Origin of the sequence: Alkalibacterium sp. (assembly GCF_046484155.1) — a bacterium.
Lineage (GTDB): Bacteria > Bacillota > Bacilli > Lactobacillales > Carnobacteriaceae_A > Alkalibacterium.
In genome coordinates this window covers 1-13821 of record NZ_JAWOBT010000104.1, presented here as the reverse complement: position 1 = coordinate 13821, position 13821 = coordinate 1, and the positions used below count along the sequence as shown (strand labels likewise).

The window sequence follows — 13821 nt, the reverse complement described above, 5'->3', positions numbered from 1 at the left end:
TCTTAATTTATAAATTCTGTGATCCAATCAATAATGTCTTCGGCTATATCTTTTTTTTCTTTCAGCTGAATTGTCTGCGGCTCACGTTGGTGACTAATAAAGGTCACTTCATTTTCATCAACGTTGAAGCCTCGGTCACTTTTTCCGACTTCATTAGCAACGATCAAGTCTGCCTTCTTTTCCACTAATTTCTTTTTCGCATAATCCGTCAGATTTTCTGTCTCAGCAGCAAAACCGACCAGGCATTGGGATGGACGTTTACGTTTACCCATTTCCTTCAGAATATCGGGAGTTTTTGTGAGTTTCAAATCTAAATGTTCTTGTTTTTTCATTTTTTGATTGTAATTTCTTTCGGGCGTGTAATCAGATACAGCCGCTGCCATGATTAAGGCATCACTAGTATCAAATTTTTTAGACACCGCCTCATACATTTCGTTTGCCGACTCCACACGTTCAACTCTAATATTCGAAGATATTGGCAATGCACTAGCGGTGATCAGGATCACTTCGGCACCTTTCTCCCAGGCGGCTTCTGCGACCGCATGCCCCATCTTCCCTGATGAATCATTAGATATGAAACGCACTGGGTCTATACGTTCTTTTGTCCCTCCTGCGGTGACTAGGATGGACTTGCCTTCAAGTGGCAGGTAACTGTTTGACTGACGTATAAACAGATATAATTCATCGATAATACGTGACTGTTCAGGAAACCGTCCTTTCCCGGAATAACCTTCAGCTAAAAAACCTTCATCCGGATGCATGACATATACTTGTCTTCCACGTAACGTTTCAATATTAGCCTGTGTTGCCTGGTTTTCGAACATATGGTGATTCATTGCCGGTATGGTGAATACAGGACACGTGGTAGCCAGCAGGGCTGTGCTTACAAAATCATCGGCCATGCCGTGTGCCATTTTAGCAAGTGTATTAGCTGTAAGAGGGGCGACTATCGCAACATCTGCCCAGTCTGCAAAATAAATATGGCTGACTTGTTGTGGGTTTTCCTCTGTAAAGACATCTATATACACAGAATTTTTACTTAACACCTGAAACGTTAAGGGAGATACGAATTGCGTAGCAGCTTCAGTCATAGCTACTTGAACCTCTGCCCCTAATTTAATTAATGTCCTCATCAGATCTACGACTTTATAAACGGCTATTCCTCCAGTAACATATAATGCAACTTTTTTTCCTTTTAACATTTCTCACACCTCACATTTCTTTATTAGCAATAATCATTAATATCATCATTGCGACTCTGTCAGCTTTCTTACATACTAGAAAAAACCTCTGCACTTAGTATTTTAAAAGAGAGGCTCTTATAAAATACTTGGGACAGAGGTTGGTTTTTATTTATTTTTCAATGCTGTCAGGATCGATAACTAAATCTCCAGAAATTATCTCTTCTAAAGACTTACCAACATTTTTAACACTTTTATAATCTTCCAACATAGGTGTTACCTCTCCATTATGTAATTGTTTAGCTCTTTTGGCAGCTAAAATTACTAATGAATATTTTGAATCGATTTTTTTCAATAAATCATCTTGTGAAGGATATAATAACATTTATTCCATCTCCTCTATTCTATGTGCAAATTCTTTCAAGTTTCTCGTAACTTTCAAGTGCTCACTCTCAATAATGTTCCGTATTTTCCGTGCAGCATTTTCAACCGTATCATTTTCGACTACGTAGTCATAATACTGGATCAATTTTAATTCTTCTGCAGCTTTTTTCATTCTTTTTCCAATCATTTCATCACTATCTGTTCCGCGATTCACGATGCGAGAATTCAATTCTTCCAGGTTAGGTGGGGATAAAAAGATGAAAATGGCTTCCGGCATTTTTTCTCTAACTTTTAAAGCCCCTTGGACTTCGATTTCTAAAAAGACATCTCTTCCTTTGTCTAAAGTCTTATTCACATATTCCATTGGTGTGCCATAATAATTACCTACGTAATTGGCATATTCAAGTAGACCATCTTCTTCGATTAGTTTCTCAAATTGTTCTTTCGTCCTAAAGAAATAATCAATGCCTTCTACTTCGCCTTCTCGTTTAGGACGAGTCGTCATAGAAATAGAATAATCAAAGCTATTGGAATGATTTTCGAAAATAGCTTTCCTTACTGTCCCTTTACCAACACCAGAAGGTCCAGATAACACAATTAGTAAACCACGATCTCCCATTTGAACTTCCTTCCCAACTCATACTATCAATAAAAACTTATCCCCAATTCTACCATATTAATGAGAGAAAATGAAATGATTTTCAAAAAAAACCTTCTTCTTTCGAGAATAAATACTTACAATATAGGGCTAATATCATAGGCAAGGGTTTTGCTTTTATAATGATGTTAAAAAGGGGGTGATCCCAAGTGATCGAATCATCTGTAAGCCACTTCATTATTTGTAGGGTCATTCTTCGATTTGATATTAAGGGTAACTCTTCAAATAATTCTTTGCTCCATTCCTTCCTGCTAAGTATATAGGAAGACTCAAAGGCTTTTATAGGTTCCGTTTTTTCGGCTTCCATCAATTCAGTCACTCGGTTTTTAATAGCTTCTTGAAATTCATTTATAGCATACCTTTTATCCGGGGTTATTTTAAATGTTTTTCCTGTCAATTCAAGAACAGCCCACATCAAATTTTCTTTATTTACTACCTTTTTCCATTTCTTTGATAACTCTTTTAATAATTCCTGCTGGTATCCTTCTTTGTCGATATGTTTAAATAATCGATTGGATTGCTGGCTGATCAGTAATTGATGTAAAACAATATAAAACTCTTTATTTTCTTTAGTGTACTGATCTGGATCAAATGTATACCAGTATCCCATATATTCGGCTGCTTTTGCTAGTTTCATTGTCTCCATATAACCTAGACTAACATTGATTTCTGTTCTCTGTTTATCAAAAAGCAGCATATCTCCAAGAGGCCAGTTCGTTTTGATCCATTCATATTCAACATCATCTATTCGCTGATCGTGTCTGAAAATGCTGGGACCGTGAATATCTACGACGACCATTTGATCGGGGTTTTTTTTGAGAGCTAAATCGATAGGTATGTTATTTCTATACCCACCATCGATATAAGGAACCTCATCAATATAATATTTTTCCATAACCGGATATATTGCGGCACTGGCAAGCAAATAGTCTTTTAATCTTCCTTTTTCTATATCTTCTAAATAATAATTTTCAACTCTCATGGTTTTGAAATTGATTGTAGAAAGTCCAAAAATAATGTCTTTACTGCGTATTTCATGTTCATCATCAACATATTTTATGACCATTTCTTCTAAGGGTTTGGTACTTAATCCTTTTTCCTTTACAATTTTAACAATAAAATCTGATACCGTTTTTCTATAGTCTCCGAAATTGGCCACTTCAATCGGCAATTCAAACCCGAGGACATCATTGGTTTCAATTTCTTTCCACATTTCCTCTGCTTCCGCTTGATTACCTAAAATATAAAGTGCACCATTTAAAGCTCCCACTGAAGTTCCCGTTACAATGTCTGCATGATAACCTAATTCATCCAGTGCTTTCCAGACACCGATTTCAAACGCACCTCTCGCACCGCCACCTCCAAAAACGATGGCCCTTCTTACATTTTCTTTTTGAAAAAACATTGAATTCAAAGCAATTCACCTCTCTCCGTAACAAACAGGCTATTTCCCAGCTTTTTAACTCACTGATATGTATGCCTTTATTATAACGGAAAAATTTTTTTTGGCTACAAAATAAAATCACTACGAAAAGTTAACTGTTCTAACTTCTCGCAGTGATTCACTATTAAAATTATTATTGACCCATATCTTTAACTTTCATCAATCGAGTAATCGCTGCACGTTCACTTTCATCCAGCTTCATTCTAATGAAATAGATGGTTTCTTCCAGTTGCGGAATAGTCATATATTCCAAAGCATTCACTCGACGTCTCGTTTTCTCGATTTCATCTGCCAACAATTGACATGTTTTTTCAATTTCTGCTAATTCAAGCATTTTAGGCATGACTTCTGTGAGATACTCAAAAGTTAAATCCAATTCACCATTAGAGTTCAAATAACCGTAACTTAATGCACTAGCATCCTCAATATTATCATCATATTGGAAATTCATTTGAGGAACTCTTACACTCATAATATTCTTTCGCCCCATATTCAATGATACGCTACGGCTAGGAACAGCCATCAGTTCTTCAATATAATTCTCATGTAGTAATGATTTAGCCATAGCAAAAGACTGCATTGCTTTTTCGAGTTTTTCTTCGACATGGTTTCTTAACTCATTATTCTTCCTGATCAACTGAATGAACTGTCGCATGAGTTCATCCTGCTTATCTTTTAACAATTTATGACCTCGAGTTGCTAAACTTAATCGTTTCTTCAAGTTTGCAAGCTCCATGCGAGTGGGGTTGACATCTATCTTAGCCATTTACCTCACTCTCCTTTTGGCATATATTTGTCTAACATATCGTCTTTGATACGTTTTAGTTCAGATCTTGGAAGAACTTTCAGCAAGTCCCAAGCTAAGTCCAAGGTTTCCTGAATAGATCTGTTTGTATAGTTCCCTTGGTCAACGTATTCTTTTTCAAATTTATCTGTAAACTGAACATATTTTTTATCCGTCTCAGATAGTGCAGCTTCACCTAACACCGCAGATAATTCTTTGGCTTCCTTACCTAGGGCATATGCTGAGAACATCTGGTTCATCGTTGCCGCGTGGTCTTCTCTTGTTTTTCCTTCTCCTGTACCTTTGTCTTTCAAACGTGATAAGGATGGTAAAACATCAATAGGCGGTTGATAGCCCTGGTTATACAGATCACGAGACAAAATGATTTGTCCTTCAGTGATATAGCCTGTTAAGTCAGGAATCGGATGGGTAATATCGTCTTCCGGCATTGTCAGGATCGGGATCTGTGTAACAGATCCTTTCGTTCCTTCCAATCGTCCTGCACGTTCGTACAGCGATGCCAGGTTGGTATACAAGTAACCCGGATATCCACGACGACCAGGTACTTCACGACGGGCAGCCGAAATTTCACGGAGTGCTTCAGCATAGTTGGTCATATCTGTCATAATAACAAGAACGTGCATGTCTTTTTCAAAAGCTAGATATTCAGCCGCTGTTAAAGCCATACGTGGTGTAGCAATACGCTCGATCGCAGGGTCATCTGCTAAGTTAATAAAGAGGACAGAACGATCGATCGCTCCTGTTTCTTTGAAGTCATTCATAAAGAATTCAGCTTCTTCAAAGGTGATACCGATAGCAGCGAAAACAACCGCGAATTTTTCTTCTTTGTTGGTAACACTCGCTTGTCTGGCAATTTGAGCAGCCAGCTCTTTATGTGGTAGTCCAGAACCAGAAAATACGGGCAGTTTTTGACCACGTACTAATGTATTTAAGTGGTCAATAGTAGAAATACCTGTCTGAATAAATTCATCCGGATAGTCACGTGCGATAGGGTTGATTGCCTGACCATTGATATCCAGACTTTTTTCTGGAATCAAATCTGGTCCGCCATCATTTACTCGACCCATGCCGTCAAATGTACGACCAATCATATCTTCTGATACATCGAGTGATAAAGGCTTACCTAAGAAACGGACTTTAGTATCCTCCAGGTTGATTCCTGTTGATCCTTCAAACAACTGAACAACTGCTTTATCCCCATTGATTTCTAATACTTGTCCACGACGACGTTCGCCGGTTTGTAATTCAATATCAACTAACTCATCAAATTTAACACCCTCAACGCCTTGAACAGTCATCAACGGTCCGACGATTTCTGAAACTGTTTTATATTCTTTAAGCATCTGATTCCACACCACCTTTCTCAAGCACTACTCTAACTTCTTTTTCAATTAGTACATTAATTTCTTTGATGCGCGTTAACTCTTCTTCAGGTATGAATTTCATACGAGCGATTTTTTCACGTGCATTTTCCGTGCCTTCGATAATTTCATCGTAGTATGCACCTAAATCCATTGCTCTTTCCGCTTCTTTTTGATAAAGCAGGATGGCATTCAACATTTCATATTGTTTATCTCTAGACGTATACGTATCAACGTCATCAAAAGCGTTTTGCTGCAGGTAATCTTCTCGAATCATACGAGCGGTAACTAGCTTCAAACGGTCTTTCTCAGAAAGTGATTCCACACCAACCAGACGTACGATCTCTTGTAATTCTGACTCGTCCTGGAGTAATGATTTTGTATGAACAACCATACCACTCCAGTCGACATCCAGTTTTTTACTGACAAAAGCATTCATGTCATTAGAATATAGTGAATAAGACTTTAACCAGTTAATTGATGGGAAGTGACGTCTCTGGGCTAATGAACTATCCAGTCCCCAGAATACTTTAGCTACTCGCAAAGTGTTTTGGGTAACGGGTTCGGATGTATCTCCACCAGGAGGCGATACGGCACCGATGGCAGTAATACTGCCTTCTCTGCCTTTGCTCCCTAATGAGATAACTTTTCCGGCACGTTCATAAAATTCAGCTATACGACTACCTAGATAAGCAGGATATCCTTCATCCCCAGGCATTTCTTCAAGCCGTCCAGACATTTCACGTAGAGCCTCAGCCCAACGCGACGTTGAATCAGCCATGATTGCTACCGAATAGCCCATGTCACGGAAGTATTCCGCAATAGTGATACCTGTATAGATAGAAGCTTCACGAGCTGCTACAGGCATGTTAGAAGTATTAGCGATCAATACCGTTCTTTCCATAATTGATTCGCCTGTATTAGGATCGATCAGTTCTGGGAATTCATTGATTACGTCTGTCATCTCATTACCACGTTCACCACAACCAACATAAACAACCAAGTCAACGTCTGCCCATTTCGCAATTTGGTGCTGAACAACTGTTTTTCCGGCTCCAAATGGTCCGGGTACAGCAGCAGCTCCACCTTTAGCAACAGGGAATAACGTATCAATAACACGTTGTCCTGTAATTAATGGTTCAATCGGATTCAATTTTTTTGCAATGGGTCTACCCTGACGGACAGGCCACTTTTGCATCATAGTGAATTCTTTGTCACCATCGTCTGTATCTATGACATAGATATTATCTGTTACAGTGAAAGAACCTGTTTCAACAGATTTCACTTTTCCTTTAACGCCAAACGGAACCATAATACGGTGTTCAATCACATTCGTTTCTTGAACAGTCCCTATGACATCGCCTTCAGCAACCTCTGCTCCGACTTCTACTGCTGGAACAAATTCCCATTTTTTATCACGGTTTAAAGGTGCAATTTCCATTCCACGTTCTAGAAAGTTACTATTTGTTTTTATCTTGAATTCATCCAGCGGTCTCTGTATACCATCAAACATTTGAGAAATCATGCCCGGAGCCAATTCTACAGATAATGCTTCACCAGTAGTTTCAACACTTTCACCAGGTCCAATCATCGAAGTTTCTTCATAAACCTGAATTGAAGCGACATCGTCACGCATTTCTATAATTTCACCAATAAGGCCTAAACGCCCAACTCGACATATATCTTGTATATTTGCTGATTCCATTCCACTAGCCGTAACTAGAGGTCCGGAAACACTCACAATCGTTCCTTTACTCAAATTCGTACCCTCCTATAAAATATTTTGACCCACAGCTTTTTCCACATTATCCTGGATTCGTTTCTTACCGATTCCTCGCGATCCAGTATGATTGGGGATCAAAATGATGGCAGGTTTCAGTTTTGCATCATAGCGTTTTATGGTTTCTGGAACCATCTCTGCCAATTGTTCAGTTAAATATATTACTCCATAGTCTTTATCCGCCATACTATCAATAATCAGACGAGCTTCTTTAGCTTCAGATGCGAAAGACACTGAAAAACCCAACATCTTAAAGGCTAAAACAGAATCTTTGTCTCCTACAACACCAATTTTATTCGGCATAGTTTAAACGCATCCTTTCTCTGATTTGATCTGCAGATAATCCATTTTCTTTACCCGATAAAATCAAACGTAAATTTATTACTTCTATTTCTTTAGCATATAGATAGGCTACGATTGGCATTGGACCAAACGATTCTAGCCTTGCTTCACGCATTTTTTCCATATATGCGTTATCTGTTTCATAGTCAACTTTTACTGTTGATAATTCCCCGGTGTCACTATCCACTGCTTTATCAATAAGTTGACGGTAATCGGTCATCTTGTATGATTGAGCAATGGCGTTTAAATCTTTATCCATCAGATCTAATAAATCTGATTTAGGAATCGATCCTGAACTTGACAAAACAGTTAACATAAAGTTACGTGTGCGGTTTTGTTTCATTCCTCTTACGAGTGTTGAAAGGTTGTTATAATCAATATAACGTTCAATCAATGCCGGTATATCCGTTTCACCTGTTTCATCAGCTAAAAGACGCAAGTGTGTAAAAAATCTTCTGTCTAAAATAATATCCACTGACTGCACATTGTGATATTCTTCGTAATCAGTTTTCACTTCATTTATACTATCCATGTATGCTTTAGGCAGCACCTCTGATTTTCCAAGACGAACTGCTTGACGTAATTCAGAGATGGGGTATCGTCCAATAGGAATAAACAAGTGATCTAAATCTTGATCAGTTATTTCTTCTTTGAATAAGACTTTCAAGTTGTGATACGCATACCTTAATACAACTAGTTCAACTAATTTCTTATTAGGAACAATTTTAAACATCTCGTTGTATGTCTGATGTAACTCGTTCATGAACATAGAATCATAATTTTTGTCTTCTTTTATTCTGTCAACATCATTACGATAAGGTGTTTCGCGTAATACGTTAACAACCTCATCAAACGAATCTGATCTTAACATTCTTTCAAAATGAGCTCGAGTGAGGAGGTTATTCTCATAGACACGAATGAGAACATTACTTGAACCATAAGCGATATCTTTCAAATCTCTCTCCTCCTTAATTGAATAATTCTTCAGTTATGATGCGTATGAGCTCCGCTCTTGCATCTTCGATCAGGGCATCGAACATAAAGTTGTACTCGATTCCTACTTTCTTTATAAGTACACCAGCTTTATCAGCTACGGTCTCGTTTGAAAGTGTTGCTTGTAGCTGTTTGCCCGTTGTTTCATCAATCCATTCTTGAGAAACAAGTCCAGATGTTTTTTCACCCAATACGAGTTCAACGCTGCCTTCATCTTTGAACTGAGTCAGGATGTCAGCAAGAAACATCTTGAATGCAGGTGCTTGAATCTGATCAAGTTCCTGATTCGCATCTTTCAATACTTTTGAAAGATACGATTGTTTTGCTGCTAGAATATTGATTCTTTTTTGAACTTCTAATGTGTTTTTTCGAATTTTATATTTTTGTTGAGTTTGTTCATCGATTAGTTGCTTACGTGCAATTTTATCTTGCTCTTCTTTTGCATGAGCAGCCTGTACCTCTTCTTCAGCAATTTCACGTGCTTCTTCTACACGCTGACGGATCGCTGTTTTTTCTTTCTCAACAACTCTTTCTGTCAACAGTTTTAAATCTGCCATACTGAACCTCCTTAGTAGTTCTTTTTTTACGAAGAGTATGATAGCCCTGAAAAAGGGCTATACTCTGTTAAAGAAGTGATTCTGTTTTGGTATTATAAGGTAATCATTACTAAGGAAATAACGAAACCTAGAATTGCGTAAGTCTCAACCATCGCTGAGTAGATAATCCCTTTTGTAACGTGTTCTGGTTTTTGAGCCAAAATCTGCATAGCTGCTGCAGAAACGCGTCCTTGGTTACCACCAGAAGATAAACTTGTGATCCCAACTGGAAGACCAGCCATCAATAAATACCATCCTTGAGATACAGCCATGTCAGGAGAGATTTCAAGCAAGATCAATAGCCCGATAACGAAGCCGTAAAGACCTTGTGTTGCTGGAAGCATTTGTAGTACCAATGCACGACCAAATGCTTCTGGTTGTTCTTTAGTTAAAGCAGCAGCTGCTTCACCAGCAGTAGCAACCCCGCGTGATGAACCGATTCCTGAAAAGATAACTGCTACAGCAATTCCTATCGCTGCAAATACCTGACCCATGTTTTCTCCGAAAATTGTTTGTACAAAATCCATAATTTATTCCTCCATTTTTTTAATTAACTTCTTTTTTTAACCATATATATTTTTCAAGTGTTTTCAAAGGAACCAACGGCTTGCCGCCGCCCTCAAAGAATTTACCGAAAAACTCTACATATTGTAACCTAGACGAGTGAACGTACGCACTTAAGAAAGAAAGCGCGATATTTAAAGCCTGTAACCCAATGATCAGTACGACACCGACAGTAAATCTGATTAACGGCGGTAAGAAACCGATGATCATGTTAAACGCCATAGCAATATTCGCACTTGCTACACCAAGAGCCATTAATCGTGTATAACTTACGATATCTCCAACATAACCAGAGATTCCGTATAAGTTATATAAGCCAAGTCCAAATCCAAGTCCTTTGTTCTTGCTTGAGATAGTGGAAACGATCAGAATACCGACTACGTTGATCAATGCCAGTCCAATACCGATCTGAGACAGTAAAGGCATATCCAAGACCATTGAACCTAGTATATAAAGAACGACACCTATGAGCATAAACGCCCATGAATATCCATCGATGTAACTTGAGGCTCTCTGTCCTTGACGCCCTTTGATGATACCATTCATAAACAAACCGAATATTAATTGGAAAACTCCGATAGCTACGGAAAGAATCATTATTTCAATTACATCGTCTTGCAGAGAGAGCACTTGTATGGGTAGTTCTATCCCGAAGAAACTCCCATAGAATACTCCAACAGCCATAGTCGGATATGAAAGTATATGCAAGAATTTGATAAACCTTTGTGTAGACCCTTCAATATTAAGGTATTTCAAACCAACAAATGTTGCAGCCCATAATAATAGACCATAACCTAAATCAGCACCAATCATTCCGAAAAAAAGCATAAAGAACGGAAACATATACGGAGTGGGGTCAACTTCATTGTATTGTGGGTAGCTGAACATTTCAGTGATCATCTCGAACGGCTGAACTATTTTATTATTCCTCAGCACAATCGGTACATCTCTGTATTCTTCCATCTTAATTTCATCCGTCAAAATAACAACGTCGTATTCTCCGACTTCCTGGTTGATCTTGGATTTCAAATTCTTAATTTTTTCTTCCTCTATCCATCCAGTCATCAGGAACAAGTGAGGACTATCGATGAGGATACCCTTCGCTTTGTTTCTTTCGGATAAATTGTAGTAGTATTCTTCAGCTAACTGTAAATCTTTATACACTGATTTCCAGCCGTCCATTTCCTTCTTCAGATCAGCCATTATCCCTCTTTTTTCTTTCTGTTCCGAGAGATTTCGATAAAGCGCATCTTCAGGTAAAACGTCATAATGGTATTTCAATTCTCTGAAACTGTATTGACTGATACTATCCTTCAAGACTTTTTGTTCATCTTTTGGAAGTATGAATAAATAAGCAATTTCATCGCTTCTTCTATATACTTCATCATAATAAATCTTACCGTTTTCTTTAATTGTATCAATAAACGGTCCTGCTTGTTCTTTGTCTATCGTTCCAATCATGACATGCATCAATTTAAACTGATTGACCTCTATTGGCAAAAAATTAAGGCCGCGCCATTTCCTCAAGAATTGTTCTTCCTGTCTCAAGTTGTTCAGTTCTTCGTCCAGTTTGTTTATTTCCTGTTCTTTTGTTGAAACATCTTCAAGTAGTGAATCAATATCGGCTTTTTCAACATACTTTTCCAATTCTGCCAGAGAAAACACTTCTCTTTTAGACTTCAGCTTTTCAATCAATCCAGGTTTGGCAACATGATCATCTAGATAATCAATAGAATATTCAATGTCCGACAATTTACTCTGATAATCAATTTTTTCCGAATCAGATGTTTCTCTAGTGAACCCTATCAATAAGTCTTCTTCAACCTTGTCAGCAAGTGATATGATTTCGAGACTCTGCATCTCTTGAACACTTTTCAAAACATTATCTTTATGGATATGTTCTGCCAATAAAGTCAATTTTTTCATTTTAGCTATTGCCATATTTACGCAATACCTCCTCCGCTATTCGATTAGCTAACATCTCTTTTTTTCCTTTATAAGCAGCATCGAATTTTACAGTTTCTTCTTGGACTGTTTCATCTATCGCTATTTCATCTTTTCTTAAAGCTTGTTCAAGTTCATCATGCTTTTCTGCACGATAAGCTTCTACTTCTTGTTCTATGAGATTTTTTTGAGTATTTATTTTTTGTTCTTTATACTCTTCAATTTCTTTTATCTCGATTTCAGCATTCGCACGAAGTTCCTCAACTCTGGCTTCTGCTTCTTTAACATAATTTATAGCTTCTCGGTTCATTTTCTTCCCCCTTTCAAAAAAATGGGCGTAGCTAACAAGCCTCTTCTCACCCCAGAAGAAATTATCCTTGAAAGCTAACGCCCAACCGTATAATAAGTATTATTTATTCTATTACGAACGAAGTAAATATACCATATATCTTGGTATACTGTCAATTAATATACCAATTCAGACGCTTGGTTCTACCTGCTAGACACTGACTTTAAATAATCATACGGTTCTTTTTTCTCCGTAACTAAAGACGGATAATGAGCCATAACCAGTGTGAGCAGCTATGGTAGGTCCATAACTTAAAACGATAATCTCTTTAGGCTTTACTCTCTCAAGTAACCTTGCTTTAATAAATTCAGCTTCTTCAACAACACCAACGTGACCGATAAAAATAGAATGCTGGTCTGTTTCAGTTAAACGTTTGATTGTTTGATCAATTAAATGATTTAGAGCTTTCTTCCTACCTCTGATCTTTGCAGCGGGAACTAATTCACCTTCAGTATTTACAACAATGATCGGTTTTACATTAAGTAACGATCCGACAGTGGCCGCAGCAGCTGAAATTCTCCCACCACGCTGCAAATGTTTTATATCATCTACGGTTACCCATGAGTGGTAGTTTAATTTATTATCTTCCACCCAGTCTATGAATTCCTCACGTGTATAACCTTCTTGTTTCTTTTGACACGCTTCATAGACAAGGAGACCTTGACCGAGACTTGCCGCTTTTGTGTCAATGATATCTATATCAACTTCTTCATATTCTTCTTCAAGCATTTTTTTTGCCTGAACTGCTGAATTAAACGTCCCCGACATACCTGAAGAAAAAGCTAAATAAATGACAGGCATCCCCTTCTCGATATAATATTTGAACTTTTCTAAATATGAGTGCACATTAATTTGAGAGGTAGAAGCTGTTTCGCCATTCTTGAGTCGTTGGAAAAATGCATTTTTATCAAACTTTTCTCCCATGTCGTCGATCAATTCTTCTTCACCAATTCTGATCGTAAAATTGACAATATCTATATCGTATCGATTCACTAACTCCAGCGGTAAATCACTACCTGAGTCAGTTATAATCTGATAATCCACGGTTTGAATTCCCTCCTTTTTTACCACACTTTATATTATACTTATTCTCACAATAAATAGAAACATTATAAATTAATTATTCTAAATCAATTGACGAATGTATGTTCGTTCGCTATAATAAGGGTAACATACGTTCGGGAGAGGATAAATATGAGTAGATTAGCCGCGAATAAACATTCACTCGTTGATTATATAAAAAAAGGATACGGGACACTGTTTGCACCGATTGCAAAAGTTCAGTTACAGATGCCTAGAGATCAAATTTCTACATATTTAAAACTGGCTGTTAAGAATCGATATCCTATCGTTGTCCAAGTTAATCCTACGTCTCAATCAGAAAGTATTGTTGAGTTCTCTGGTATAGCTTATTTTTCAC

The 13821-nt window shown here is 37.6% G+C and carries 15 protein-coding genes and 1 other annotated feature; of the genes, 1 reads left to right on the top strand and 14 read right to left on the bottom strand.

Going from position 1 to position 13821, the window contains the following annotated elements:
- Positions 1-2: 2 nt before the first annotated feature.
- From coaBC to R6U02_RS07330, 14 genes are all read right to left on the bottom strand, one after another.
- Positions 3-1202 carry a bifunctional phosphopantothenoylcysteine decarboxylase/phosphopantothenate--cysteine ligase CoaBC gene (gene coaBC, locus R6U02_RS07395; RefSeq protein WP_410262973.1) on the bottom strand — a complete coding sequence of 400 codons (1200 nt, stop codon included), beginning with the start codon at positions 1200-1202 and terminating at the stop codon, positions 3-5.
- Positions 1203-1353: 151 nt separating this feature from the next.
- Positions 1354-1566 carry a DNA-directed RNA polymerase subunit omega gene (gene rpoZ, locus R6U02_RS07390; RefSeq protein ID WP_410262972.1) on the bottom strand — a complete coding sequence of 71 codons (213 nt, stop codon included), beginning with the start codon at positions 1564-1566 and terminating at the stop codon, positions 1354-1356.
- A complete protein-coding gene (gene gmk, locus R6U02_RS07385; protein ID WP_410262971.1) occupies positions 1567-2184 on the bottom strand; it encodes a guanylate kinase in 618 nt (205 codons plus the stop codon). It lies immediately after the preceding gene.
- Between the two features lie 82 nt (positions 2185-2266).
- Complete coding sequence (locus tag R6U02_RS07380) at positions 2267-3628, bottom strand: patatin-like phospholipase family protein (protein WP_410262970.1); 1362 nt, start codon at positions 3626-3628, stop codon at positions 2267-2269.
- Between the two features lie 172 nt (positions 3629-3800).
- A complete protein-coding gene (locus tag R6U02_RS07375; RefSeq protein WP_410262969.1) occupies positions 3801-4433 on the bottom strand; it encodes a V-type ATP synthase subunit D in 633 nt (210 codons plus the stop codon).
- 5 nt (positions 4434-4438) lie between these two features.
- Positions 4439-5815 (bottom strand): V-type ATP synthase subunit B, encoded by a 1377-nt coding sequence (locus R6U02_RS07370; protein WP_410262968.1) that lies wholly within the window; start codon positions 5813-5815, stop codon positions 4439-4441.
- Positions 5808-7592 carry a V-type ATP synthase subunit A gene (locus tag R6U02_RS07365; RefSeq protein WP_410262967.1) on the bottom strand — a complete coding sequence of 595 codons (1785 nt, stop codon included), beginning with the start codon at positions 7590-7592 and terminating at the stop codon, positions 5808-5810. The genes R6U02_RS07370 and R6U02_RS07365 overlap by 8 nt, the downstream gene beginning before the upstream one ends.
- Before the next feature lie 12 nt (positions 7593-7604).
- Positions 7605-7916, bottom strand: a complete 312-nt coding sequence (locus tag R6U02_RS07360; protein ID WP_410262966.1) for a V-type ATP synthase subunit F — start codon at positions 7914-7916, stop codon at positions 7605-7607.
- The gene (locus R6U02_RS07355) at positions 7906-8910 is read right to left on the bottom strand and encodes a V-type ATPase subunit (RefSeq protein ID WP_410262965.1); all 1005 of its coding nucleotides are present in this window, start codon (positions 8908-8910) and stop codon (positions 7906-7908) included. Before R6U02_RS07355 ends, R6U02_RS07360 begins: the two co-directional genes overlap by 11 nt.
- Positions 8911-8923: 13 nt before the next feature.
- Complete coding sequence (locus R6U02_RS07350; RefSeq protein ID WP_410262964.1) at positions 8924-9505, bottom strand: hypothetical protein; 582 nt, start codon at positions 9503-9505, stop codon at positions 8924-8926.
- A 92-nt stretch (positions 9506-9597) separates the two neighbouring features.
- Positions 9598-10074 (bottom strand): V-type ATP synthase subunit K, encoded by a 477-nt coding sequence (locus tag R6U02_RS07345; protein ID WP_410263059.1) that lies wholly within the window; start codon positions 10072-10074, stop codon positions 9598-9600.
- A gap of 16 nt (positions 10075-10090) precedes the next feature.
- Positions 10091-12049: a V-type ATP synthase subunit I gene (locus R6U02_RS07340; protein WP_410262963.1), complete on the bottom strand. Its 1959-nt coding sequence runs from the start codon at positions 12047-12049 to the stop codon at positions 10091-10093.
- Positions 12036-12362, bottom strand: a complete 327-nt coding sequence (locus R6U02_RS07335) for a hypothetical protein (RefSeq protein WP_410262962.1) — start codon at positions 12360-12362, stop codon at positions 12036-12038. The genes R6U02_RS07340 and R6U02_RS07335 overlap by 14 nt, the downstream gene beginning before the upstream one ends.
- 40 nt (positions 12363-12402) lie before the next feature.
- Positions 12403-12449, bottom strand: a sequence feature (sodium ion sensor (DUF1646 type); this cis-regulatory element may regulate processes involved in with the transportation of sodium ions).
- 123 nt (positions 12450-12572) lie between these two features.
- Positions 12573-13445: a DegV family protein gene (locus tag R6U02_RS07330; protein WP_410262961.1), complete on the bottom strand. Its 873-nt coding sequence runs from the start codon at positions 13443-13445 to the stop codon at positions 12573-12575.
- Between the two features lie 150 nt (positions 13446-13595).
- Here R6U02_RS07330 and R6U02_RS07325 point away from each other — a divergent pair.
- The coding region (locus tag R6U02_RS07325; RefSeq protein WP_410262960.1) for a hypothetical protein at positions 13596-13821 on the top strand (226 nt) is incomplete at its 3' end.

Bases quoted from the DNA above. Each gene is read 5' to 3' on its own strand.
- R6U02_RS07335 (WP_410262962.1), bottom strand. From the start codon at position 12,362: ATGAACCGAGAAGCTATAAATTATGTTAAAGAAGCAGAAGCCAGAGTT.
- R6U02_RS07340 (WP_410262963.1), bottom strand. From the start codon at position 12,049: ATGGCAATAGCTAAAATGAAAAAATTGACTTTATTGGCAGAACATATC.
- coaBC (WP_410262973.1), bottom strand. From the start codon at position 1,202: ATGTTAAAAGGAAAAAAAGTTGCATTATATGTTACTGGAGGAATAGCC.
- R6U02_RS07350 (WP_410262964.1), bottom strand. From the start codon at position 9,505: ATGGCAGATTTAAAACTGTTGACAGAAAGAGTTGTTGAGAAAGAAAAA.
- R6U02_RS07380 (WP_410262970.1), bottom strand. From the start codon at position 3,628: ATGTTTTTTCAAAAAGAAAATGTAAGAAGGGCCATCGTTTTTGGAGGT.
- R6U02_RS07360 (WP_410262966.1), bottom strand. From the start codon at position 7,916: ATGCCGAATAAAATTGGTGTTGTAGGAGACAAAGATTCTGTTTTAGCC.
- R6U02_RS07375 (WP_410262969.1), bottom strand. From the start codon at position 4,433: ATGGCTAAGATAGATGTCAACCCCACTCGCATGGAGCTTGCAAACTTG.
- R6U02_RS07370 (WP_410262968.1), bottom strand. From the start codon at position 5,815: ATGCTTAAAGAATATAAAACAGTTTCAGAAATCGTCGGACCGTTGATG.
- rpoZ (WP_410262972.1), bottom strand. From the start codon at position 1,566: ATGTTATTATATCCTTCACAAGATGATTTATTGAAAAAAATCGATTCA.
- gmk (WP_410262971.1), bottom strand. From the start codon at position 2,184: ATGGGAGATCGTGGTTTACTAATTGTGTTATCTGGACCTTCTGGTGTT.